Origin of the sequence: Pseudoflavonifractor sp. SW1122 (genome assembly GCF_012027765.1) — a bacterium.
GTDB classification, from domain to species: domain Bacteria; phylum Bacillota; class Clostridia; order Oscillospirales; family Oscillospiraceae; genus Enterenecus; species Enterenecus faecium.
Genome location: NZ_SJOS01000019.1, coordinates 13,140 through 35,871, shown reverse-complemented (window position 1 = coordinate 35,871; position 22,732 = coordinate 13,140). Strand labels below are relative to the sequence as shown.

18 protein-coding genes are annotated in these 22,732 nt (G+C 60.8%); 3 read left to right on the top strand and 15 right to left on the bottom strand.

From position 1 onward, the window contains the following. Positions 1 to 76 precede the first annotated feature (76 nt). Complete coding sequence (locus tag E0L15_RS06245; RefSeq protein ID WP_168124944.1) at positions 77 to 4,042, top strand: family 20 glycosylhydrolase; 3,966 nt, start codon at positions 77 to 79, stop codon at positions 4,040 to 4,042. Between the two features lie 100 nt (positions 4,043 to 4,142). On the opposite strand, the gene E0L15_RS06240 is transcribed toward E0L15_RS06245, so the two are convergent. Both E0L15_RS06240 and E0L15_RS06235 read right to left on the bottom strand, forming a co-directional pair. Further along, positions 4,143 to 4,337: a hypothetical protein gene (locus E0L15_RS06240; protein ID WP_087230932.1), complete on the bottom strand. Its 195-nt coding sequence runs from the start codon at positions 4,335 to 4,337 to the stop codon at positions 4,143 to 4,145. Positions 4,338 to 4,472: 135 nt separating this feature from the next. After that, complete coding sequence (locus E0L15_RS06235; protein WP_168124943.1) at positions 4,473 to 5,654, bottom strand: GDSL-type esterase/lipase family protein; 1,182 nt, start codon at positions 5,652 to 5,654, stop codon at positions 4,473 to 4,475. 183 nt (positions 5,655 to 5,837) lie between these two features. Here E0L15_RS06235 and E0L15_RS06230 point away from each other — a divergent pair, with 183 nt between their 5' ends. Both E0L15_RS06230 and E0L15_RS06225 read left to right on the top strand, forming a co-directional pair. After that, complete coding sequence (locus E0L15_RS06230; RefSeq protein WP_243155411.1) at positions 5,838 to 7,211, top strand: MATE family efflux transporter; 1,374 nt, start codon at positions 5,838 to 5,840, stop codon at positions 7,209 to 7,211. Between the two features lie 287 nt (positions 7,212 to 7,498). Further along, a complete protein-coding gene (locus E0L15_RS06225; RefSeq protein WP_168124942.1) occupies positions 7,499 to 9,037 on the top strand; it encodes an ATP-binding cassette domain-containing protein in 1,539 nt (512 codons plus the stop codon). 48 nt (positions 9,038 to 9,085) lie between these two features. Here the strand turns inward: E0L15_RS06225 and E0L15_RS06220 are convergent, their stop codons facing one another. The 13 genes from E0L15_RS06220 to pyrE all read right to left on the bottom strand — a co-directional run bounded on the left by E0L15_RS06220 (position 9,086) and on the right by pyrE (position 22,715). Beyond that, positions 9,086 to 9,475, bottom strand: a complete 390-nt coding sequence (locus E0L15_RS06220) for a DUF421 domain-containing protein (RefSeq protein ID WP_243155410.1) — start codon at positions 9,473 to 9,475, stop codon at positions 9,086 to 9,088. A 19-nt stretch (positions 9,476 to 9,494) separates the two neighbouring features. Then, positions 9,495 to 10,730, bottom strand: coding sequence for an MFS transporter (locus E0L15_RS06215; protein WP_168124940.1), 1,236 nt, complete (start codon positions 10,728 to 10,730; stop codon positions 9,495 to 9,497). Positions 10,731 to 10,825: 95 nt separating this feature from the next. After that, positions 10,826 to 11,986 carry a helix-turn-helix transcriptional regulator gene (locus E0L15_RS06210; RefSeq protein ID WP_168124939.1) on the bottom strand — a complete coding sequence of 387 codons (1,161 nt, stop codon included), beginning with the start codon at positions 11,984 to 11,986 and terminating at the stop codon, positions 10,826 to 10,828. Beyond that, positions 11,970 to 12,530, bottom strand: coding sequence for a TIGR01440 family protein (locus E0L15_RS06205; RefSeq protein ID WP_168124938.1), 561 nt, complete (start codon positions 12,528 to 12,530; stop codon positions 11,970 to 11,972). Before E0L15_RS06205 ends, E0L15_RS06210 begins: the two co-directional genes overlap by 17 nt. A gap of 10 nt (positions 12,531 to 12,540) precedes the next feature. Further along, positions 12,541 to 14,037, bottom strand: coding sequence for a carboxypeptidase M32 (locus E0L15_RS06200; protein ID WP_168124937.1), 1,497 nt, complete (start codon positions 14,035 to 14,037; stop codon positions 12,541 to 12,543). Positions 14,038 to 14,092: 55 nt separating this feature from the next. Next, the gene (locus E0L15_RS06195) at positions 14,093 to 14,389 is read right to left on the bottom strand and encodes a hypothetical protein (protein WP_168124936.1); all 297 of its coding nucleotides are present in this window, start codon (positions 14,387 to 14,389) and stop codon (positions 14,093 to 14,095) included. 64 nt (positions 14,390 to 14,453) lie between these two features. Further along, the gene (locus E0L15_RS06190) at positions 14,454 to 14,939 is read right to left on the bottom strand and encodes a small multi-drug export protein (protein WP_347565977.1); all 486 of its coding nucleotides are present in this window, start codon (positions 14,937 to 14,939) and stop codon (positions 14,454 to 14,456) included. A 4-nt stretch (positions 14,940 to 14,943) separates the two neighbouring features. After that, a complete protein-coding gene (uvrA, locus tag E0L15_RS06185) occupies positions 14,944 to 17,784 on the bottom strand; it encodes an excinuclease ABC subunit UvrA (protein ID WP_168124935.1) in 2,841 nt (946 codons plus the stop codon). A gap of 30 nt (positions 17,785 to 17,814) precedes the next feature. Beyond that, positions 17,815 to 18,825 carry an aldo/keto reductase gene (locus E0L15_RS06180; protein WP_087391316.1) on the bottom strand — a complete coding sequence of 337 codons (1,011 nt, stop codon included), beginning with the start codon at positions 18,823 to 18,825 and terminating at the stop codon, positions 17,815 to 17,817. Between the two features lie 12 nt (positions 18,826 to 18,837). Beyond that, positions 18,838 to 19,332, bottom strand: a complete 495-nt coding sequence (gene ybaK, locus E0L15_RS06175) for a Cys-tRNA(Pro) deacylase (RefSeq protein WP_087230963.1) — start codon at positions 19,330 to 19,332, stop codon at positions 18,838 to 18,840. Positions 19,333 to 19,341: 9 nt separating this feature from the next. Then, complete coding sequence (gene uvrB, locus E0L15_RS06170; protein ID WP_168124934.1) at positions 19,342 to 21,303, bottom strand: excinuclease ABC subunit UvrB; 1,962 nt, start codon at positions 21,301 to 21,303, stop codon at positions 19,342 to 19,344. A 24-nt stretch (positions 21,304 to 21,327) separates the two neighbouring features. Further along, positions 21,328 to 21,975 (bottom strand): JAB domain-containing protein, encoded by a 648-nt coding sequence (locus tag E0L15_RS06165; protein WP_347565976.1) that lies wholly within the window; start codon positions 21,973 to 21,975, stop codon positions 21,328 to 21,330. 65 nt (positions 21,976 to 22,040) lie between these two features. Next, positions 22,041 to 22,715 (bottom strand): orotate phosphoribosyltransferase, encoded by a 675-nt coding sequence (gene pyrE, locus E0L15_RS06160; protein WP_087230972.1) that lies wholly within the window; start codon positions 22,713 to 22,715, stop codon positions 22,041 to 22,043. Positions 22,716 to 22,732: the final 17 nt, after the last annotated feature.

Genomic DNA, 22,732 nt, shown 5'->3' with positions numbered 1-22,732 from the left:
CCCTTCCCCTTCTGTACCGCTCCGCCCCGGTGGGCGGAGCGGTGCAGAAACCTGACATCGGAAAGGATTTGAAACAATGAAAGCAAAGAACAAACGGGTGGCCGCCCTGGCACTGGCCACCGCCCTGACCTTCAGCCTGTCCGCCCCCTTCACCCTGCCCCAGGCCCGGGCCACCAACAACACCTCCGTGTCCATGAACGTGCGCAGCGGTGAGGAGCTGGCCACTCTGGTCACTCCCATTGTGCAGAAGTACACCGTGGACGATTCCCAGCAGACCTGGGTGATGTCTCCCTCCACCCGCCTGGCCGTGCTGGCCACCCAGGAGAACGTGGAGAACGAGCGCCTGGCAGAAGTGGTGAAGCTGGTCAACTCCGAGTTTGTGGAGAAGGAAGTAGTCTCCTCCACCCCCTTCACCATGGTGTACGCCAACGAGGAGGACGTGGCTTCCGCTGATGTGCTCATCAAGCTGGACACCGACAGCTCCCTCTATGACGGCTCCGAGAGCCCCGAGGCCTACCGCATTGACATCGGCGCCGACGGCGTGGTCATCACCGCCGCCAGCGAGAACGCCGTCATGTACGCCCTGCGCACCATCCAGAACTACATGGTGGCCAACGATGGTCTGCCCTACGGCACCATCGTGGACTATCCCGACGTGGCCGAGCGCCGTCTCCATGTGGACTGTGCCCGTAAGTACATCAGCAAGGACTGGTTCATCCGCCAAATCCGTGAGATGTCCTTCCTGAAGATGAACGCCATCCAGATCCACTTCTCTGAGAACCTGGGCTTCCGCATTGAGTGTGAGACCGACCCCGCCATCGTCTCCGACGAGTACCTGACCAAGGACGAGGTGCGGGAGATTCTGGCTGAGGCTGAGAAGTACGGCGTGAAGGTCATCCCCTCCTTTGACAGCCCCGGCCATGTGGACCAGATCCTCAAGGCCCACCCCGAGTATGGCCAGATCAGCAACAAGGGCTCTCACTACAAGTCCGGTCTGGACGTGACCAACCCTGAGGCTGTGGAGTACATCTACTCTCTGTACGATGAGTACATGGAGCTGTTTGAGGGCTGCACCGACTTCCACATCGGCGGCGACGAGTACATGGAGTTTGACCGCGCCCCCTTCACCACCGAGTACAAGAGCGTGCTCAACGACTACGCCAAGAAGACCCTGGGCTCTGAGTACCAGTGGAAGGACGTGCTGGCCAACTACATCAACGAGCTGGCCGAGCATGTCTACTCCAAGGGCTTCACCCCCCGTGTGTGGAACGACGGCCTGTACTACGGCGAGAACTCCTGGGAGGGCGCTCAGCGCATTGTCATGCACGACTACATCGGTGTAGACTTCTGGTCCCAGATGGGTTGGAACCGGGACATCGCCAACCTCCAGACCTTCATCAACAAGGGCCACGACACCATCTACAACGTCAACGCCAGCTTCTTCTACTATGTGCTGCGCAACGATAAGCCCACCGACGGCCGGGAGCAGCACTCCTTCGACGTCCTGAACCAGGACAAGAACATCTTCGAGAACTGGACCCCCGGCAAGTTCCAGTCCAACACCATTGCCGACGACCACCCCTCCATCAAGGGTACTTCCATGGCCATCTGGTGCGATAACCCCACCCTGGTGGATGAGGACGTGATCACCGAGGACATCGCCGACGAGCTGCGTGCTCTGGCCTCCAAGGCCTGGAACGTGGAGAGCAACGCCACCATCAACTTCGAGCAGTTCAAGGAGAACTATCAGGTGCTGGGCAACGTGGCCGGCTTTGAGAAGGGCTCCACCCTCCCCGACTCCGGTGAGTTCCAGAGCGCTGAGAGCCTGGGCACCGTCACCCTGCGCTACGTCAGCGACACCGGCAAGGTGCTCAAGGAGGACGTGGTGAAGTATGGCACCATCGGCAACGACTACTCCTTCACCGCCGACGACATCTACGGCTACAAGCTGGTGAGCGAGGGCACCGTCTCCGGCACCTACACCAAGGAAGGCGACGTGTACACCTTCACCTACACCCTGTTCACCGACAAGACCGACCTGGGCGCTGAGCTGGAGGCCAAGCTCAACGCCGCCGACTACATCCCCGCCACCTTCGCCGAGTACCAGACCGCTCTGGACGCTGCCCAGGCCGTGTATGACCAGGAGGACAGCGAGCAGCTGGCAGTGGACGAGGCTCTGGCCGCCCTCACCGAGGCCAAGGCCAAGGCCGTTCTGCTCAAGAACTTCGCTCTGTATGTGGAGACACAGTTCCCTCTCACCGACATCGGCTACCAGTCCGGCTACACCGAGTACAAGGCCGCTGTCAACGCCGCGGAAGAGGTTCTGTACTCCCAGGGCAATGACGCCCAGGCTGTGGCCGCCGCCCTGGAGTCTGTGAACACCGCCAAGGCCGCTCTCATGCTGCCCGACGGCAACACTCCCACCGTCACCGCCACCGACAGCTACTATCAGAGCTACAGCTATGACAAGATGCTGGACGGCAACCTGAACACCTGGTGCTGGTTCGAGAAGAACCAGGAGGCTGGCAAGGAGTTCGTGTTCACCTTCCCCCAGGCTGTGAACATGTCTCAGATTCGCGTGGTGCAGCCCAGCAACGTGGGCGCTGACATCCTGGAGGGTGCCGACGTTCAGGTGTCCACCGACAAGGAGACCTGGACCACCGTGGGCCACCTGGACAGCTCTTCTTCTGACACCACCATCGAGTTTGACTCCACCGTGGTCAAGTACGTCCGCGTCCTGCTCACTGCCACCAAGAAGAACTGGTATCAGATCTCCGAGGTTCAGTTCACCTACGAGCAGATTCCCGAGGACACCACCGTCCGGGACATCATCGCCGAGGCTGAGGCCATCGACATCACCGGCAAGGATGTGGCCGCCGTCAACACCATGATCGACGCCCTCATCGAGGTGCAGAAGCTGTACGCTGAGGACAGCAAGGACACTGCTGAGGCCGTGGCTGCCCTGCGTACTGCCATCGACCAGCTGACCGACACCGACGAGCCCGCCACCGAGGCCAGCAAGGCCCTGCTGCAAAAGGTGTATGACTATGCCGCTGCCCAGGATACCAGCAACCTCATTCCCACCGTGGCTGCCAAGTACCAGGCTGCTCTGGACCAGGCCAAGGCCGTTCTGGCTGATCCCAACGCCACCCAGCCCGAGGTGGACAAGGCCACTGAGGACCTGTTCGAGGCTGTGCACCTGCTGGACTTCACCCAGGGTGACAAGGAAGCTCTGAACCTGCTCATTGAGCGCGCCAAGGAAATGGTGGCCAACGAGGACCAGTACATGGACACCAACTGGCAGATGCTGCTGGATGCCCTGGACAAGGCCGAAGCCGTGTCCGCTGACCCCGACGCTCTGCAGTATGAGGTAGACGCCGCTTATGCCGCCCTGCTGGAGGCCATTGAGGCTCAGCAGCTGCGCTGCGACAAGTCCATGCTGGAGCTGCTCATCGACCGTGCCAACGGCATGGTAGAGAATGCCGACAAGTACGTGGAGACCAACTGGCAGATGCTGCTGGATGCTCTGGAGAAGGCCCAGACCGTCTATGACAATCCCAACGCCACCCAGGCTGAGGTAGAGACCGCCTGTGATGAGCTGCTGGAGGCCATCATGGCCCAGCGCTTCAAGGCCGACAAGTCCATCCTGGATGACCTCATCAACCAGGCCGAGAACATGAACCTGGACGGCTATCCCGCTGAGGCTGTGGCCACCTTCCGCACCGCTCTGGCCAATGCCCAGGCTGTGATGGCGGACAACAGCCTGTCTGTGGACGATCAGAAGACTGTGAACGACGCCGTGGCTGCCCTCACCGCCGCCATGGACGGCCTCACCGCCGATGGCACTCCCGAGACCACCGACAAGCCCGAGGCCTCTGCCAAGCCCGAAGCTTCCAGCAAGCCTGAGGCCACCACCAAGCCCGAGAAGGTGCCTCAGACTGGCGATAACAGCCATCTGGCCGCTTGGGCCACTGCTGGCGTGATCTCCCTGGCTGGCGCCGCCTATGTGGTGACCCGCCGCAAGGACGAGGCCGACCAGTAATCCCCTTGCAACGATCTCAAGCCCCCCTTGAGTCGTCAAAAGCCCCCGCCCTCCGGCGCAAACCGAAGGGCGGGGGCTTTTCATCTCTCTACAATTGGTATTACCATACTTGGCGACGCACCTGGAGGCTCTCCAATTGGTGGACCGCCTGGGTGCACCGGGCCATGTGGTAGCGGAGATAGGCCTTCTTGGCCTCCCGCTGTTCCTTCTGCCTGCGCTGGAACAACAGCCAGTTGGCACAGGTCTTGTGGCACCCCTCTCGGTAGCTGGGACAGGTCTTCTGACAAGGCAGCATAACAATCACCACTCCTAGAGATTCTTCCTAGTCTATGGTCTCCAGTATAGTCTCCCGTCCTGCGACTCGCCATCCAACTCGTGTAAAGTTCCTGTGAAGGTTGTGTGCACCGGCAATTGTCTTTCTCATGATTGATCAGGATTCATGTTTGCCACCCTTGCGTCGGTTCAGCAAAATGGTAACTGCTACCAGACAGGCTCCCGAGATACACACCAGAATCATCCAGATCACCAGATCGCTGGTGTCTCCGGTCGCCGGAGGCTGCTGCACCTGGAAAACGTCCTCCGTCTGGACTGGGGGTGCCGGCGTCTGGGCGGGGTCTGGCTCTTCCACCGTCGGGTTGTAGGTTGCGGCAGGATCGCCCGGATCTTCTTGGGGCTGATCTTCCACCACCGCATCTTCCGGAGGCACGATGACCTGCTGGGCCAGAAGCTCGGTGACCTGCTGAGCAATGAGACCATGTCCGTACGCATTGGGATGGAAATCCAGGTTCAGCTTCACAGGCATGGACACAGAGGCGTTACAGGGGTTTTCCTGGGCGGTTTCAAAGGCATCATACACCTCGGCCACCACACACTCCTGCTGCTGTGCCACCGCAGCGATCACGTCATTGATGTCTGTCACCCCCGCCCCAAAGGCTGCGCACAGGCTCTGGGCCGAGCTGGCGAAGATGGGATTTTTGGACAGCTCCTTGACCAAATAGCTGTACGGGTTGTACTGCTCCACCACCACCAACTGAACCTGGGGATTCTCCGCGCGGATATCCAAGACCATCTGGGTCAAGTGGGTATGAAAGTCGGCCAGCGCCTGGGTGGCCCGCTCCGAATTGGAAAACCCAGGTCCTACTTCCAGGGCAAAGGTGAGAACGCCCATATCTCCCCCCATGACAGCATTCTTCATGTCCTCCTGGGTGGTGGGAGTCTCGGGATTCCGCTGGTTATATGCATCGGTCAGGTAAGCATACAGGGCGTTCATCAGATCATTGCCGCCCACCGTTATGGTAATGATATCCGCCTGGGAAACCGCTGCGGAAACCTGGTCTGTCTGTAGCTTGTCCAGCAGAGAGGTAGCCGTCTCTCCATCCTGGGCCAGATTGGTCAACTCCAGGCCATTGTCCTGGGCCACCCGCTGGGCAAAACTCAAGGTACCCTCTTCCAGCCCGTACCCGGAGGAAATGCTGTCGCCCAGAGCCACATAGCTTGTCCCATTCTCAGACTGCGCTCCGGCCATGGGTATCAGGCACAAAAACAGAGCCGCCGATACCGCCACCCCCAGCAGTTTTTTCACCAGACCACCTTTTCCATTGGTCGATTTCATCAAACAATTGCTCCTTTCTGTTCCAATGCGGGTATTTTAATACACGAAAAGGCGACTCGTAAATCGGCCGAAAGTATGATGCTCCCCTCTTTGTGCCACGGGCGCCCCTCCCTATCTTGCCCTTTTCTGGGGAAAGGCGTATAATAAAATAATACAAATTTTTAAAGGAGGGGAGTTTTACCCTTGAACCCCAACGACAAAACCCAGCTCTTTGAATCCACTCCCATTCCCAAGGCCATTGCCACCCTGGCCATCCCCACGGTGATGAGTTCCCTGGTGATGGTGCTGTACAACCTGGCAGATACCTTTTTTGTGGGTATGCTCAATGATCCCATAGAAAACGCCGCCGTCACCCTGGCGGCTCCGGTTCTGTTGGCCTTCAACGCCGTCAACAACCTCTTCGGCGTGGGCAGCTCCAGCATGATGAGCCGCGCTCTGGGTCGAAAAGATTACGACACCGTGTATAAGAGCTCTGCCTTTGGCTTCTACTGCTCCATTCTCTGCGGTATGCTCTTCTCGGTGTTCTATTTTCTCCTGCGTGTGCCCCTGTTGACGGTGCTGGGCGCCGACGCCCAGACCGCCGCCAGCACCACCGGGTATCTGACCTGGACCACCGGCCTGGGGGCTGTTCCCGCCATTTTGAACGTAGTCATGGCCTACTTGGTGCGCTCAGAAGGCGCCTCCCTCCACGCCAGCATCGGCACCATGAGTGGATGTCTGCTCAACATCATTCTGGACCCCATCTTCATCCTCCCCTGGGGCTTCCACATGGGAGCTACCGGAGCCGGTCTGGCCACCTGCATCTCCAACTGTGTGGCCTGTCTGTACTTCTTTGTCCTGCTGTGGGTGCGCCGGGGAAACACCTTTGTGCGCATCCACCCCAAGCACTTCACCTTCCAAGGTGACATCGTCAAAGGGGTGTGCGGCGTGGGCATCCCCGCCTCCATCCAAAACCTGCTCAACGTCACGGGTATGACAGTGCTCAACAACTTCACCGCTCCCTTTGGCGCCAACGCCGTGGCCGCCATGGGCATCTCCTACAAAATCTACATGGTGCCCATGTATGTGGCCATGGGCCTGTCTCAAGGCCTCATGCCACTGGTGAGTTACAACTACGCCAGCCGAAACTACCGGCGCATGAAGCACGGCATCACCTTTACCGCCAAAATCTCCGTGTCCTTCCTGGTGGTGGTCACCGCCTGCTACTTCCTTTTCAGTCCCCAGCTCATCACTCTGTTTATGAGCAACCCGGAGGTAGTCTCCTACGGCAGCTCCTTCCTGCGGGCCATGTGTCTGGCTCTCCCCTTCTTTGCCACCGACTTCTTGGCGGTGGGTGTCTTCCAGGCCTGCGGCCTGGGACGGAACTCCCTGATCTTCGCCATTCTCCGTAAGGTAGTATTGGAAATTCCCGCCCTGTACATTCTCAATCGCCTCTTCCCCCTGTATGGCCTGGCCTGGGCCCAGTTCTGTGCCGAAGTCATTCTGGCCATTGCGGCCGTGGTCACTCTCAGCCGCCTGTTCCGGCGCTTGGAAGATGGGCTGCACCACACTGCCTGAGCCGCCCTCTCTTGACGGCAGATTTTATCTGTGCTACACTATTTTTAATCTCATACGCAAAGGGTGAAAGTATGAACAAGTAAACTGTTTCCTGTCATGATTGTATACCAGTGTTTGGTCCATGAAGCCATGGGCCTTGGTTTTCGTGACGCGAGGAACAGTTTACTGACCACTCTGTCTGGGGAGATGTTCTCCCTTTGTACAGGGTTTGCCTTTCGTTGCGTCAGTCTGTCCTCGTGTCATGCGAGGACAGACTTTTTTCTTTGCTGCGAAAGGAGCGATTGACCATGATGCAAGTAAAACACCTCACTATCACCCACAAAAAGGACCTCACGGTCCTGGTGGACGACCTGAGCTTCGTGCTGGGCCCCGGAGATCGGGCCGCCATCATCGGCGAGGAGGGAAACGGAAAATCCACGGTGCTCAAGCTTCTGTATGACCCCGCTCTGGTGGAGGGTTATGCCGACTGGACGGGAGAGGTCATCGACCACGGATGCCGCAAGGGGTATCTGGCCCAGGAGCTGCCCCCGGAAGCGCTGGAACTATCGGTGCTGGACTACTGCCGCTCCACTCCCGCCTTTGAAAGCGCCGACCCCCGAGAGATTTCCCGTACCGCCCGACAGCTGGGGCTGGACGAGGGGCTGTTCTACGATTGGCGGCCCATGTCCACCCTGTCCGGGGGTGAACGGGTGAAGCTGCGCCTGGCCCTGTTGTTGATAGCCCAGCCCGACCTGCTCCTGCTGGACGAGCCATCCAACGATCTGGACGTGGAGACCGTGGAGTGGCTGGAGGAATTTCTCCTCTCCTGCCCCGTCCCCGTCCTCTACGTCTCCCACGACCAACTTCTGCTCACCCGCACCGCCAACGTGGTCATCCATCTGGAGCGGCTGCGCCGCCGTACCACCGCCCGGTGCACGGTATCCAACCTGGACTATGCCTCCTATACCACCCAGCGCCAGGCGGCCTTTGCCCAACAGGAGCAGATTTCCCGGAAGGAGCACGCCCAATACCAGGCCAAGCTGGAGACCTACCGAAAGATTCGGGACAAGGTGGACCACCAACAGGCCACCATCTCCCGGCAGGACCCCCACGGCGGCCGTCTGCTGAAAAAGAAGATGCACACGGTGCAGGCCATCGGCCGCCGCTTCCAGCGGGAGGCGGAACAGATGACCCCCATGCCTGAGTGGGAGGAGGCCATCCTGGCCGCCTTTGACCCGGTCAAGGCTGCACTGCCCGCCGGAAAAACGGTGTTACGCCTGGACCTGCCCCAGCTCACCGCTGGAGATCGGGTATTGGCCCAAAATATTCATCTTTGGGTGACTGGCCCCGAGAAGATTGGCATTATAGGCCCCAACGGAGTGGGCAAGTCCACCCTGCTCAAGTTGTTGGCGGACCAGCTTTTGCCCCGGGCCGACATTCGGGCCGCCTATATGGCCCAGAACTACTTTGACCAGCTGCCCCGGGGCCTGACTCCCGTGGAAATTCTGGCCCCCTCCGGGCGGAAGGAGGACATCACCCGAGCCCGCACCCTGCTGGGGTCCATGAAGTACCAGGCAGAGGAGATGGACCATCCCGCCGCCTCCCTCAGCGGCGGCCAGTGCGCCAAGCTGCTGTTTCTGGCTATGGTACTCCGTGGCAGCAATGTCCTCTTGCTGGACGAGCCCACCCGCAACTTCTCCCCCCTCTCCGCCCCGGTGATTCGCCAGGTTCTGGCGGAGTTTCCGGGAGCCATCCTCAGCGTGTCCCACGATCGGCAATACCTCTCCCAGGTGTGCCAGCGGGTGCTGAAACTGACCCCCAACGGGCTGGAAGACGTGAATCTCTAGACAAAATGCCCCCGGCTGTCGATACATACAGCCGGGGGTATCTTGTCGCTATTTTTTGAACAGCACAAATTTCAGGTTGCGGTCACACACCGCCAAAAACACCTCTTTGGCCGAGGAAATGTGGCGCTGCTTGAGCTGCTTGTCCAGCCAGGTCCGGTCCAGCCCCATGCGGTGGAGGTTGTCCTCCAAAATGCGCCCGTCCATGATGAGCTCAGTGAAGATGAGCTCCTGGTCCGGGTTCAAGTCCAGGTCCTGGGGCGTCACAGGGCGCTGGGTGGTGACTGGCAGAATGGTGAGCTTACCGTTGTACTCAAAAATAGCCGTCTGGATGGTGGTGAGGTCAAAGTACCCCTGCTGGCGGCATAGGACCCCACCGTGGTGAGACAGAGTATGAGAACAGCCATGGCGTACGCCTCCTTTTCTGGTATTCTGTCTCAAAATCCCAGAGCCATGCATTTCATTCTCCATCCCGCCCAGGCTGATAGACCTGCCGCACTTGTGCCCGGTTTTTCCAGATGGTGAGCCAGCACACCACTAGAGTAAAGGCAGCTCCCAGGGTGACGCACACCCTCACATCCAGCACCTCCCCCAGCGCTCCCATCCCCAGGCTGCACAGGCTGGAAGCAGCCATAATGCACATGCTCTCAAAGGCGTTGATTCTGGCCCGAAGCCCCTCAGGGAGGTACCGCTGCACTGCTGCCTGGCGCATGGTGGCGCTGTTCACCCCCAGAAAACCTGCACTGGCCCGGTTGAGGAGCATCAGGGGATAGGGCAGCCACAATAGGCACATATCCATAACCTCGTAAAACTGGTAGACAAAGAAGGCGAAGCCGTACTTTTTCTTGTCGGGAATACGCACCCGGTACTGCACCACACCGCCCAGGCTGCGCCCCACGAACTCCGCTACCGAGAACAGACCGTACAGGAAGGCGCTCATCCCCGGCATGGTGCGGAAAAAGGCCACCAGCAGCGGAGAGTATCCACTGGCCACTCCGTTGGTCACTGCCATGTAGCCGTAAATGCTGCGCAGGCCCTTCTCCTGCTTCAGGTACCGAGCGGCCTCCCGGATGTCCCCCCACCACAGCACTAAGGAAAACCGGGATCCCCCCTTCTCCACATGCTCCACCAGCTGGATGCGGCTCTCCACCCCCGCCGCCAGCAGGGACAGCCCGGCCTGGATGAGGAGAATCCACGCCACCCCCACTGTGTCCAGCAGCACCGCCGCTACCGGGGTCATGATGACCTTGAGCACCGGGTAGAGAGTTGCCGACACCGCATACCCCTTCTCCTCCAGGCCGCTGGGGATGAGCTTGGGATAGATACAGTTATAAGCTAGCTCATCAAAGGCACTCAGGGAGGCCAGCAGCAGGGAAAAGCCCAGATACCCCAGGTAGTGAAAGTCCCAGAACATCAGGTATAACCCCGCCGCCCCGTAGAGGATGCCATTGAGCACGTCCCCACCCACCAGAAACGGCTTACGGGGCATCCGGTCCATCCAGGGGGCGGCAAACAGAGGGATGACAAAATAAGGCACCAGCTGAATGGCCAGAATGAGGGCGGAGGCCAAGGTGCTCCCCGTCTCATCAAAGACCAGAAAGGACAGGGCGAAGCTGCCCGCAATGCCTCCCACGGCCCCCAAGGTGGTGGCCAGGGTGACCAGGGTAAAGTTTTTCGTCCAAAGGGTCTGTCTCATGTCTTTCACCTCACATTCATGGTAGCACAGGGTATAAGGGTAGAAAAAGGCCCTTCCTTTGGGAAAATGTTCTCCCAAGGAAGGGCCTTAATGGATTATAAATCCAGTTTGATGGGAAAATTCCGGAGAAGCTCGTAGGCGTTGCGGTACTGTCGGTTTGCAGTGTACCACTCCAGCACCCAGGGCAGGTGGAACGCCGCATAGCCGATGGGAAGCTGGGTCTGGCAGTCCTGGAACACCTGTAAGAGCTGCGCCCCGTATTCCGTGTGGCGCAGATAGTCGGGATACTCCAGGCGGTAGCGCACCAGATGGCACATCTGTCTGCCCAGTTCCCAGTCCCAGTCCATCCCGTCTGCCTGGTCCAGGGCCTCCAAAGCCTGTTGGGTCAGCCCCAGCTTCTCACAGCACAGGGCCAGCTTGTGCAGGTCCATCACCGTGGGGTCGTCCACCGTGGAGAAATAGGCATAGGCATTCTGGTATTCCCCGCACTCCAGGTATCCCGAAGCCTGATTATAGGCGATGCTGCGCAGAATGCTCTCATCCCCCAGGGCCTGGGCCAGTCGCCGTGCCACCCGGTACTGCTCCTCCATCTGCTCCAAATGGAGCTGGTTGCAGTAGCAGTTGCCCATATACAGCTTGGCAAGCAGCATCAAACGCACATACCCCTGCTCACTGGCCCGCTGGTAGGCCTGGCTCAGGCACTCCACCGCGGCGGTGTAGCTGTCCCCCCGGACATAGCGGTCCATCCCTGCCCGCAACCAGGTATAGGCGCAGGGGTACAGGTCCAGCGCCTCCTGGTAGCGCTCCTGCTGCACCCGCCACAGGGCCAGCTGACGGCGGTCCAGATACTCCTCCAGCCCGGTGTCCTCCATGGGCTGTTCCGGGTGGACAAAGCCCCGCAATACTGCCACATCCAACCCATAGGGGCTGCTTGCGAGCCGGGGCGCCTGGGCATCAAACTCCGGGGCCAGATCACCAGGGTCCTCTGGGTCGCAGGACAGCACCGCCTCATAGCAGCGCTCCACCCACTTCTCCCCCACTTCCATGGTCTCCTGGTCCTCGTACCAGGGCACCTCCAGCCGCTCCAGCAGCAGGCGTATCACATCCGGGCTGCCCTCCGCCTTGCCCTGCTCGATTTTGGAGAGGTAGGACACAGTGCAAATCCCACGGCACAGCCCCTCCTGGCTCCAGTCCCGGCGCAGGCGCTCGCCCCGGATGACTGCCCCCGCAAACAGGCGATTACCGGGGGTCTCCATCGTACACCGCCCGGCTGCCTCCGATGAACTTAGGCCGGGTGCGGGCGCACAGCAGCAGCCCCTCCCCGATGTGGTCCAGGCTCAGGCGCACGGGCACCGCCACGTCTTTCAGGTGCATCCCGATGAGGGTGCCGCCAATGTCCAGGCCGCCGTGGGCCCGGATGTGCTCCACCGCCACGGGGTGCTCAAAGTTCTGCCAGGCCGTGGTGGCAAAGGAGCCCCCCGCCTTGGGCTGGGGCACCACACACACGGGCTCATAGCCATACTGTTCGGCGCAGTCCCGCTCGATAATGAGGGCCCGGTTTAAGTGCTCGCAGCACTGAGCGGCCAAAAAGATGCCCTTGTCCTGCACCACAGGCCAAATCCCTCGAAAGATGGCCTGGGCAGTCTCCAGGCTGGAGGCCTTGCCAATGTGGCCCCCCACCACCTCCGAGGAGGAACAGCCCACCACCAGAATCTGGCCGGGGGTCATGCCGGACACCTCCAGCAGCTCGCAGACGGCCTGACGGCTCTGCTCTTCCATCTGTTCCAATGTCCACGCCATATTGGTCACCTCACAAGTTGTAGAGTTTGGAGTATTTCTCCGTGAGATAGTCTGTGTACACCGTGGGGTCGAAGTCTCCACAGGCCTGCTGCACCAGCTCCTTGGGGTCCAGCATACAGCCATAGCGGTGGATTTTCTCGGTGAGCCACCCGGTGACCGGGCTCAGGTCGCCTCGGGCCACGCTGCCCCACACGTCCACGTCCTGCTCCATGTTGCGCAGCATTTGGGCGCCGTAGGCGCTGCCCAGGGCATAGGAGGGGAAGTAGCCGATCATGCCGCCAGACCAGTGGGAATCCTGCAAACAGCCGTGGGTGTCGTCGGGCACATCCACCCCCAGATACTCCTTATACAGTCGATTCCACTCAGCAGGCACGTCCTTCACTGCCAGGGTGCCGCCGATGAGCTGCTTTTCAATCTCGTAGCGCACCATCACGTGGAGGCAGTAGGTGAGCTCGTCGGCCTCAGTGCGAATGAGGGAGGGCTGGGCCATATTCACCGCCCGGTACATCTGCTGGGCAGTCACATCGGAGAGCTGCTGGGGGAAGAACTCCTGCATCTTGGGGAAGATGGCCTCAATAAAGGGCAGGGAGCGGCCGATGATGTTCTCATAGAACCGGGACTGGCTCTCGTGGATGCCCATGGAGGCCCCGCCGGTGAGGCAGGTGTAGTCATAGTCCGGGTTCACGTCCAGCTCATACCGGGCATGTCCCCCCTCGTGGATGACGGAATACATGGAGCTGGCTACGTCATTCTCCAGGTAGTGGGTGGTGATGCGTAGGTCCTGGGTGTTGAAGCCCAGGGTGAAGGGGTGCTCGGTCTCCCCGATGGCGCAGTGGCCCCGGTCCAGCCCCATCACCTCCATGAGGTAGTCGGAAAACTTCCGCTGGTCTTCCACCGGGTAGGTGCGGTGGAGGAAGCTGACATCGGGCTGCTCCTTCTCCCCCACGGCATGGATGAGGGGCACCAGCTTGTCCCGCACGGTGGCAAAGAACTGGTCCAGTTCTGCCATGGTGATTCCCCGCTCATACTCGTTGAGCAGGGCGTCATAGGGGGCCTTGTTGGGGTCATAGTACCCGGCAAAGCGGCGGTTGTAGTCCACCACTTTCTCCAGCAGAGGAGCAAAGAGGGGGAAGTCGTTGGTCTCCTTGGCCCGGTGCCATACATCCTCGGCTTCGTTGATGAGCATGGCATACTCCATGTACTCCTGGGCGGGGATGCGGGAGAGCTGGCGGTACTCCCGGGTGAGCAGCTCCACCTGGCGGCGCTGCTCGGCGGTGAGCTGCTCCCCGGCCTGGGCCAGGGTCTCCAGCATCTCCCCCACCTTGGGGTCAGAGAAAATCTTGTGCTGCTCCCCGGCCAGAATGCCCAGGGCCACCCCACGGCCCGCCGCAGTGTCCCGGGGGGCCACGGTGACCCCGTCTAAGTACAGAGAGGACTGGGCTACCGTGTAAGCGTACAGCTTTTTTTGCAGCTGCTCCAGCTCGTCCATGGCCTGTTGAATTTCCATCCATATCATTCCTTTCATATAAGCCCTCCAGAAGGATTCTGGAGGGCTTGGGTTTCTAAATGTGTAGTTGTGCGTGGCAGTCCTCCACCAGCCGCCGGGCCACAGCCAGACCACGGGGCGACAGCCCTCCATCCACAATGCGGATATCGCCCCGCCACAGTCCGGTGCGGCGCAGCCAGTGCAGCGCCCGCACCCCCTGTTCCAGCCCCTCCCCGTCCCCGTGTCCGGTCAGGGAGACGGTGAGGTTCAGAGGAACCGGGAGCAGCAGCCGCCCCAGGAGAAGCCAGCACAGGGTCAGCAGCCCAAAGGCCGCCAACAGTCCCAGCACCGTAAAGGCCAAATACATTCCCATGACCATCCACCACCTTTGTGGCATTCTATGCCCAAAGGTTGGGGGTGGTCACAGAAAGCGTTCCTTAAAAGAGGCTCTTGACGCCGTAGGAGAGAATGCTGATGATGAGTCCGGCGGACAGCACGCCGCCCGCAATGGAGGGCATGGCCTTCTTCAGGCGCATGTCCAGGAAGGCGGCCACCAAGGCCCCGGTCCAGGCTCCGGTGCCGGGCAGGGGGATGGCCACGAAGATGGCCAGGCCCAGATACTGATACTTCAGCACCGCGGCGCTTTTCAGGTGGGCCTTCTGCTCCATCTTATCCACCACGCTGTTGAGCCGGGGCATATGCTGGCGCATGAACATAAAAATACGCCGGATATACACCACGATGAAGGGGACGGGGATCAGGTTCCCGATTACCGCCGCCAGGTAGGCTGCCCAAACCGGCAGACCCGCCGCCACGCCAAAGGGAATGCCTCCTCGCAGCTCTACCACAGGGATCATAGACACCAACAGCGTGAGGATGAACTCCCCGTTCAGGTCGGTGGTGAGCCATTGCATCAAATCCATTCTTTTATTCTCCTTTATTTGCTTCTAAAATCTTTTTCAGGTAGCGACCCGTGTAGCTCTCCGGGCACTGGGCCACCTGTTCGGGGGTGCCGCAGCACACCACCGTGCCGCCCCCGGCGCCCCCTTCGGGGCCCAGGTCGATGAGGTAGTCGGCGGTCTTGATGACATCCAGGTTGTGCTCGATGACCACCACGGTGTTGCCCGCCTCCACCAGCCGCTGGAGCACCTCCACCAACTGGTGCACGTCGGCAGTGTGCAGGCCGGTGGTGGGCTCGTCCAGAATATAGATGGTGGACCCGGTGGAACGCTTGGCCAGCTCCGTGGCCAGCTTCACCCGCTGGGCCTCACCGCCGGACAGGGTGGTGGAAGGCTGGCCCAGCTTGACATAGCCCAGCCCCACGTCCATGAGGGTCTGGAGCTTGTTTTTCAGCCGGGGCAGGTTCTCAAAGAAGCCCAGGGCCTCCTCCACCGTCATCTCCAGCACCTCGTGGATGTTCTTTCCCTTGTAGCGCACCTCCAGGGTCTCCCGGTTGTACCGCTTGCCCTTACACACCTCACAGGGCACATAGATGTCCGGCAAGAAGTGCATCTCAATCTTCAACAGGCCGTCGCCAGCGCAGGCCTCACACCGGCCGCCCCGGACGTTAAAGGAGAAGCGGCCGGGCCCATAGCCCCGGCTCTTGGCGTCGGGAGTGGAGGCGAACAGGTCCCGGATATCTCCAAACAGCCCGGTATAGGTGGCGGGGTTAGAGCGAGGGGTGCGGCCAATGGGGGATTGGTCAATGTCAATGACCTTGTCCAAAAACTCGATGCCCTCGATGCCGTCGTGCTTGCCCGGCCGGGCCTTGGTGCGGTTGAGCTCCGCTCCCAGCCGCTTGTACAAAATCTCGTTGACCAGAGAGGACTTTCCGGAGCCGGACACGCCGGTCACCGCAATGAAGGTGCCCAGAGGGAAGTCCACATTGATGTGGCGCAGGTTATGCTCGGCAGCACCCAGCACCCGCAGCACCTTGCCGTTGCCCTCCCGGCGATGCTCCGGAATGGGCACTTTCTTACGCCCAGACAGGTAGTCGCCCGTGATGGAGCCGGGGGTGTTCATCACCTCTTCGGCGGTGCCGCAGGCCACCACCTGGCCGCCGTGGACGCCCGCTCCAGGGCCGATGTCGATGATATAGTCGGCAGCCCGCATGGTGTCCTCGTCGTGCTCCACCACAATGAGGGTGTTGCCCAGGTCCCGCAGGTGCTTCAAAGTGCCCAGCAGCAGGTCGTTGTCCCGCTGGTGCAGGCCGATGGAGGGCTCGTCCAGAATATACAGCACCCCCATGAGGGAGGAGCCGATCTGGGTGGCCAGACGGATGCGCTGGCTCTCGCCGCCGGATAGGGTGCCCGCCTGACGGCTCAGGGTCAAATATTGCAGACCCACACTCTTCAAAAAGCCCAGCCGCTCCCGAATCTCCCGCAAAATGCGGTCGGCAATCATCATCTGGGTCTCGGTGAGGGTGATGGTGTCCAGGAAGGCCAGGGCCTCGTCCACCGGCATCTCACAGAACTGGTGGATGGAGATGCCGCCCACCGTCACCGCCAGAGACTCGGGGCGCAGCCGCTTTCCGTGGCAGTCGGGACAGGGGGACTCGCTCATGCACTCCTCGATCTCCCGCTTCATGGCGTCCGACTGGGTCTCCTTGTAGCGGCGTTCCAAGTTGTTGACAATTCCCTCAAAGGGCTGGTACAGAACTCCCTTGCCCCGGGGCTGGTCGTAGTGAATGGTGAGCTTTTCTCCCTTGGTGCCGTACAGAATGATGTCGAGCACCTCGGGGGTGAGCTTTTCAATGGGGTCGGTGAGGTTGAAGTGGTATTTGGCGGCCAGGGCCTCAAAGTACATCCGGGAAATGCCGTCCGACTTGATGTTGTTCCATCCGGAGGCGGAGATGGCCCCCTCCAGAATGGACAGACTGCGGTTGGGGATGATAAGGTCCGGGTCCACCTTCAGCTGAGCCCCCAGGCCGGTACAGGTGGGGCAGGCGCCAAAGGGGTTGTTGAAGGAGAACATACGGGGGGTGAGCTCCTCAATGGAGATGCCGCAGTCCTCGCAGGCGTAGTTCTGGGAGAACACCAGGTCCTCGTCCTCCTGCACCAGGTTGATCAGCACCACGCCGCCGGACAGACCCGCTGCCGTCTCCACCGAGTCGGTGAGACGGCGGGTGATGTCCTCCCGGATGACCAGGCGGTCCACCACGATTTCAATGTTGTGCTTTTTGTTCTTCTCCAGCTTGATCTCTTCGGACAGGTCGTAGAGGGCACCATCCACCCGCACCCGGACGTAGCCGGAGCGGCGGGCGTCCTCCAGCACCTTGGCGTGCTCGCCCTTCTTGCCCCGGATGACGGGGGCCAGCACCTGGAGGCGGGTGCCCATGGGCAGGGCCATGACCTGGTCGATGATCTGGTCAATGGTCTGCTGGTGAATCTCCTTGCCGCACTTGGGGCAGTGGGGGGTGCCCACCCGGGCCCACAGCAGACGCAGATAGTCATAAATCTCCGTCACCGTGCCCACGGTGGACCGGGGATTTTTAGAGGTGGTCTTCTGGTCGATGGAGATGGCGGGAGACAGGCCCTCGATGTAGTCCACATCCGGCTTCTCCATCTGGCCCAGGAACATGCGGGCGTAGGAGGACAGGGACTCCACATAGCGGCGCTGGCCCTCAGCGTACAGGGTCTCAAAGGCCAGGGAGGATTTGCCCGACCCGGACAGGCCAGTGAGCACCACCAGCTTGTCCCGGGGAATCTCCACGTCAATGTTTTTCAGGTTGTTTTCTCGAGCGCCCTTAATGAGAATACGGTCGATCATATTGGATCTCCTTCAAGTGTTGGGCTGGGTTCAGCAGCCAAATTCCTTTGCCACGTCACGGAGCATTTCCCGGATGGGCAGCTCGTAGGGGCAACGGGTCTCGCAGGCTCCACACCCCACGCACTCCCCAGCGTGATGGTCCAGAACCATGTACCGCTCCACGGCCCAGTCCACCAGGCCGTAACGCCGGGCGTAGTTGGCCATGAGAAACTGAGAGGGAATGTTGATGCCCACCGTGCAGGGGGCGCAGTAGCCGCAGCGGCGGCAGAAGTGAGTGCCCAGCTCGGCCCGGATGCGCTGGCATTCCTCCAGCTCCTCCTGGGTCAAGGGGGCGGACAAATCCACCTGGGCATTGCGCTGCACCTCCTCCACGCTGCCCATACCGGGGATGGACACGTCCATGACCCCAGAAGCGGCAATGAAGCGCAGGGCCAGGTTCCAGTCGTCCAGGTTGCCCCCCGCCATGGGCTTCATGGCGATGGTGCCAATGCCCTTTTCCCGGGCCAGGGCCAGCACCTCGTGGCCCTGCATCTCCACGATGTTGTAGGGGAACATCACCGTCTCGATCTGGTGGGCGTGCTCCTCCACCAGCAGGCGCAGGGCCTCCAGGGAGTGGGCGGTGGCGCCGATGTGGCGGATTTTTCCCTCTGCCTTGGCCTGGGCCAGGGCCTCATAGGCCCCGTCAGGGCCAAAGACCTGGTCAAAGTCCTTCAAGGGCAGGTTGTGAATCTGGTACAGGTCGATATAGTCGGTCTGAAGGTTTCCCAGGCTGATGCCAATGTCCTTCTCCATAGCCTCACGGCTGCGGGACATAGACTTGGTGGCCAGGATGAACTTGTCCCGGCGGCCCTTCAAGGCAGCACCCAGATATTCCTCAGATACCGTGTAGCCCCGGGCGGTGTCGATGAAATTGATGCCGAACTTCTCCAGCTCGTCCACCACCGCCAGGGTATTGGCGGCGTCGGAGCGCTGGATGGGGATGCCGCCAAAGGAGATGGCGGACACCTTCAGTCCGGTGTTACCTAAGGTTACCATGTTCATAGTTGTACTCCTCTATTCTTCCACAATCACGTCGGCCGTGGTGGCTCGCACCAGGTCCAAAATAGCCTGGGGCGCCACCTCCACCTGAAAGCCGATCTTCCCGGCGGACACGTAGATGGTGTCCTGGTCCAGGCAGCTTTGATGGAACACAGTGGGGAACTGCTTTTTCATCCCCACCGGAGAGCAGCCGCCGTGGACATAGCCCGTGAGGGGCAGCAGTTCACGGCTGGGCAGCATGGCCACCGACTTCTCCCCCACCGCCTTTGCAGCTTTCTTCAGGTCCAGTGTGGCAGCCACCGGGATGTCAAACACATAATATCCCCCGGAGGCCCCACGGGTCACCAGGGTTTTGAACACGCAGGCAGGGTCCTGGCCTAAACTCCGCGCCACACTCACCCCATCCGGGGCAGTCTCCCCGTCGTGGGGATAGGTGTGGCCCTGATAGGGCACCTTTTTCTGTTCCAGAACCCGCATGACGTTGGTTTTTTCCTCTTTCTTCTTTGCCATGGTATTGATTCAGTCCTTCTCTTTGAGACGAATAATCTGATCACGCAGCTGAGCCGCCAGCTCGAACTCCAGCATTTTTGCCGCTTCTTTCATTTCCTTTTCCAGGCGGGCGATGGTGGCCTTGCGCTCGCTGTCGGTCAGCTTGCGGGAGCGCTTGGCGGTCTCCTCGCCCTCCTGGGCCACCGTCATCAGTTCCCGCACCGACTTGTGCACCGTCTTGGGCACAATGCCGTGCTCCTGATTGTAGGCGTCCTGGATGGAGCGGCGGCGCTCCGTCTCGGCGATGGCCCGAGCCATGGAGGGCGTCACCGTATCGGCGTACATGATCACCTGGCCCTGGGCATTTCGGGCGGCACGGCCAATGGTCTGGATGAGGGCGGTCTCGGAGCGCAGGAAGCCCTCCTTGTCCGCATCCAAAATGGCTACCAGGGACACCTCGGGCAGGTCCAGGCCCTCTCGCAGCAGGTTGATGCCCACCAGCACGTCGAACTCGCCCAGGCGCAGGTCCCGGATGATCTCGGTGCGCTCCAGGGTGTCGATGTCGTGGTGCATATACCGCACCCGGATGCCCGCCCCTTTCAGATAGTCGGTGAGGGTCTCCGCCATTTTCTTGGTCAGAGTGGTCACCAGCACCCGCTCGCTCTTCTGAGTGCGCTGGTTGATCTCCCCGATGAGATCGTCCATCTGTCCCTCGATGGGCCGCACCTCCACCAGGGGGTCCAACAGCCCCGTGGGCCGGATAACCTGCTCCACCACCTGCCCGGACCGGGTGCGCTCGTACTCGCCGGGGGTGGCGGAAACGTACACCACCTGGTTGAGCCGTGTTTCAAACTCGTCAAACTTCAAGGGCCGGTTGTCGTAGGCGCAGGGCAGCCGGAAGCCGTAGTCCACCAGGGAGGTCTTTCGGGCCCGGTCGCCGTTGTACATGGCCCGCACCTGGGGTAAGGTCACGTGGCTCTCGTCAATGAAGAGCACAAAATCCTTGGGAAAATAGTCCAGCAGGGTGTGGGGCGGGGAGCCTACCGGGCGGCCCTCAATGACCCGGGAGTAGTTCTCAATGCCCGAGCAGTACCCAATCTCCTGCATCATCTCAATGTCGTACATGGTGCGCTGCTTGATGCGCTGGGCCTCGATGAGCTTGCCCTCCGCCTCAAACTGGGCCACTCGCTCCTCCAGTTCCTTATAGATCTCCTGGATGGCGGCATCCATCTTCTCCTTGGGGGTGACGTAGTGGGTGGCGGGCCACACGGGGATGTTGTTCAGCCGCCGAATCACCGACCCGGTCAGGGCGTTGACCTCACTGATGCGGTCGATCTCATCCCCGAAGAACTCCACCCGCAGAGCAGTGTCCTTCCAGTAGGCGGGCCAGATCTCCACCGTGTCCCCCCGGACCCGGAACATGTTGCGCTCGAAGGCGATGTCGTTGCGCTCGTATCGAATGGACACCAGCCGCTTCAACAGCTCCGGGATGGGAATCTCCATCCCCACCCGCAGGGAGACCATCATGCTGGCAAAGTCCTCCGGCTCGCCCAGGCCGTAGATGCAGGACACGGAGGACACCACGATGACGTCCCGCCGCTCCAACAGGGAAGCGGTGGCGGACAGGCGCAGGCGGTCAATTTCCTCGTTGATGGCCGAGTCCTTCTCAATGAAGGTATCGGTGTGGGGAATGTAGGCCTCCGGCTGGTAGTAGTCGTAGTAGGAGACAAAGTACTCCACGGCGTTGTTGGGGAAGAACTCCTTGAACTCGGCACACAGCTGGGCGGCCAGTATCTTGTTGTGGGCCAGCACCAGGGTGGGCCGCTGCACCGCCTCAATGACCTTGGCCATGGTGAAGGTCTTGCCTGAACCGGTGACGCCCAACAGGGTCTGTTCGTCCAAGCCGTTTTCAATGCCCTGAGCCAGAGCCGCTATGGCCTGGGGCTGGTCCCCGCTGGGGGTGTATTCCGATACCACTTCAAACCGATTCATCCTTCCACCTCTTCCCTTTCACACTCAAACGGTCAAATAGCCAGATTCCCGCATGGACACCATCTCGTCCTCGGCGATGACGAAATGGTCCACCAGGCATACGCCCACCTGCCGCAGCAGCTGGGCCAGGTACTTGGTGGTGTGCACGTCCTGGGCCGAGCACATGGCAATGCCCGAGACGTGGTTGTGGGCCAGGGCCACCCGGGTGGCTCCGCAGGCCAGCGCCGCCTCCACCACCTGTCGCCCGGTGACCTCCACCTGGTCGGGCACGCCCTCCCCTAGCTTGCGGCAGGAGATGAGCTTCTGTTTCCCGTCCATACACACCACGTACACCATCTCGTTGCGGGCCCCGAAAAACAGGGGCATCAGTAACTCTTTGAAGTGCCAGCTGTCGGTGAGCTGCCCCTCAAAGCTGGAGCGCTCCTCCAAATATCGCCCCGCCAGGGCAGGCATGAGCTGGATGAGGGTGGCAGTATTCTCCCCTATCCCCTTCACCGCCAGCAGCTGCTCCCGGGTGGCGTTGAACACTCCGGCCAGAGAGCCGAACTGTTCCACCAGTTCATGGGCCAGCGGGTTCACATCCCCCTGGGGGATGGAGAAAAAGAGTAACAACTCCAAGGCCCGATGGTCTGGCATCCCTGCCAGACCACGGGCCATGAATTCCTGTTTCACCCGTTGACGGTGCCCTTGGTGCACGCCGCCGGGTTTCTTTTTGGAACTGGAGTCCGCCACGCCCATTAGCCCTTGGCCCCGTAGGTGGCCAGGTACTCCTCCATGCGGGCCAGCATGGCGTCGTCAATGTACACCTTGCCGTCCACAGGCTTGTTGTGCAGGCACTCCATCACGTCCCGGATGGTGACGATGGGGTAGACCTGAATGCCGTAGTCCTCCCGCAGCTCGTCCAGGGTGGTGCACTCCCGGGTACCCCGCTCCATACGGTCCACGGAGACGAACAGGGCGTCGATGTGCACGTCGGCCACATGCTTGAACAGCTCGATGGACTCCCGCACGGCGGTACCGGCGGTGACCACGTCCTCGATGATGGCGATGTGGTCCCCGTCCTGGGGCTTGTAGCCCACCATGGAGCCGCCCTCACCGTGGTCCTTGGCCTCCTTGCGGTTGAAGCAGTAGGGCAGGTCCCGGTCATAGTTGCGGTACAGAGAAGCGGCAGCGGTGACCGCCAGAGGAATGCCCTTATAGGCGGGGCCAAAGAGGGCGGTGATACCCTCGGGCATGTGCTCCTGAATGCAGGCGGCATAGTAGTCGCCCAGTCGGGCGGCCTGAGCGCCGGTCTTGTAGTTGCCGGTGTTGACGAAATAGGGGGTCTTACGGCCAGACTTGGTGACGAAATCGCCAAAGGTCAACACGCCAGAGCGCACCATAAAGTGAATGAATTCCTCGCGGTAGTTCATATTCATGCATCCTTTCT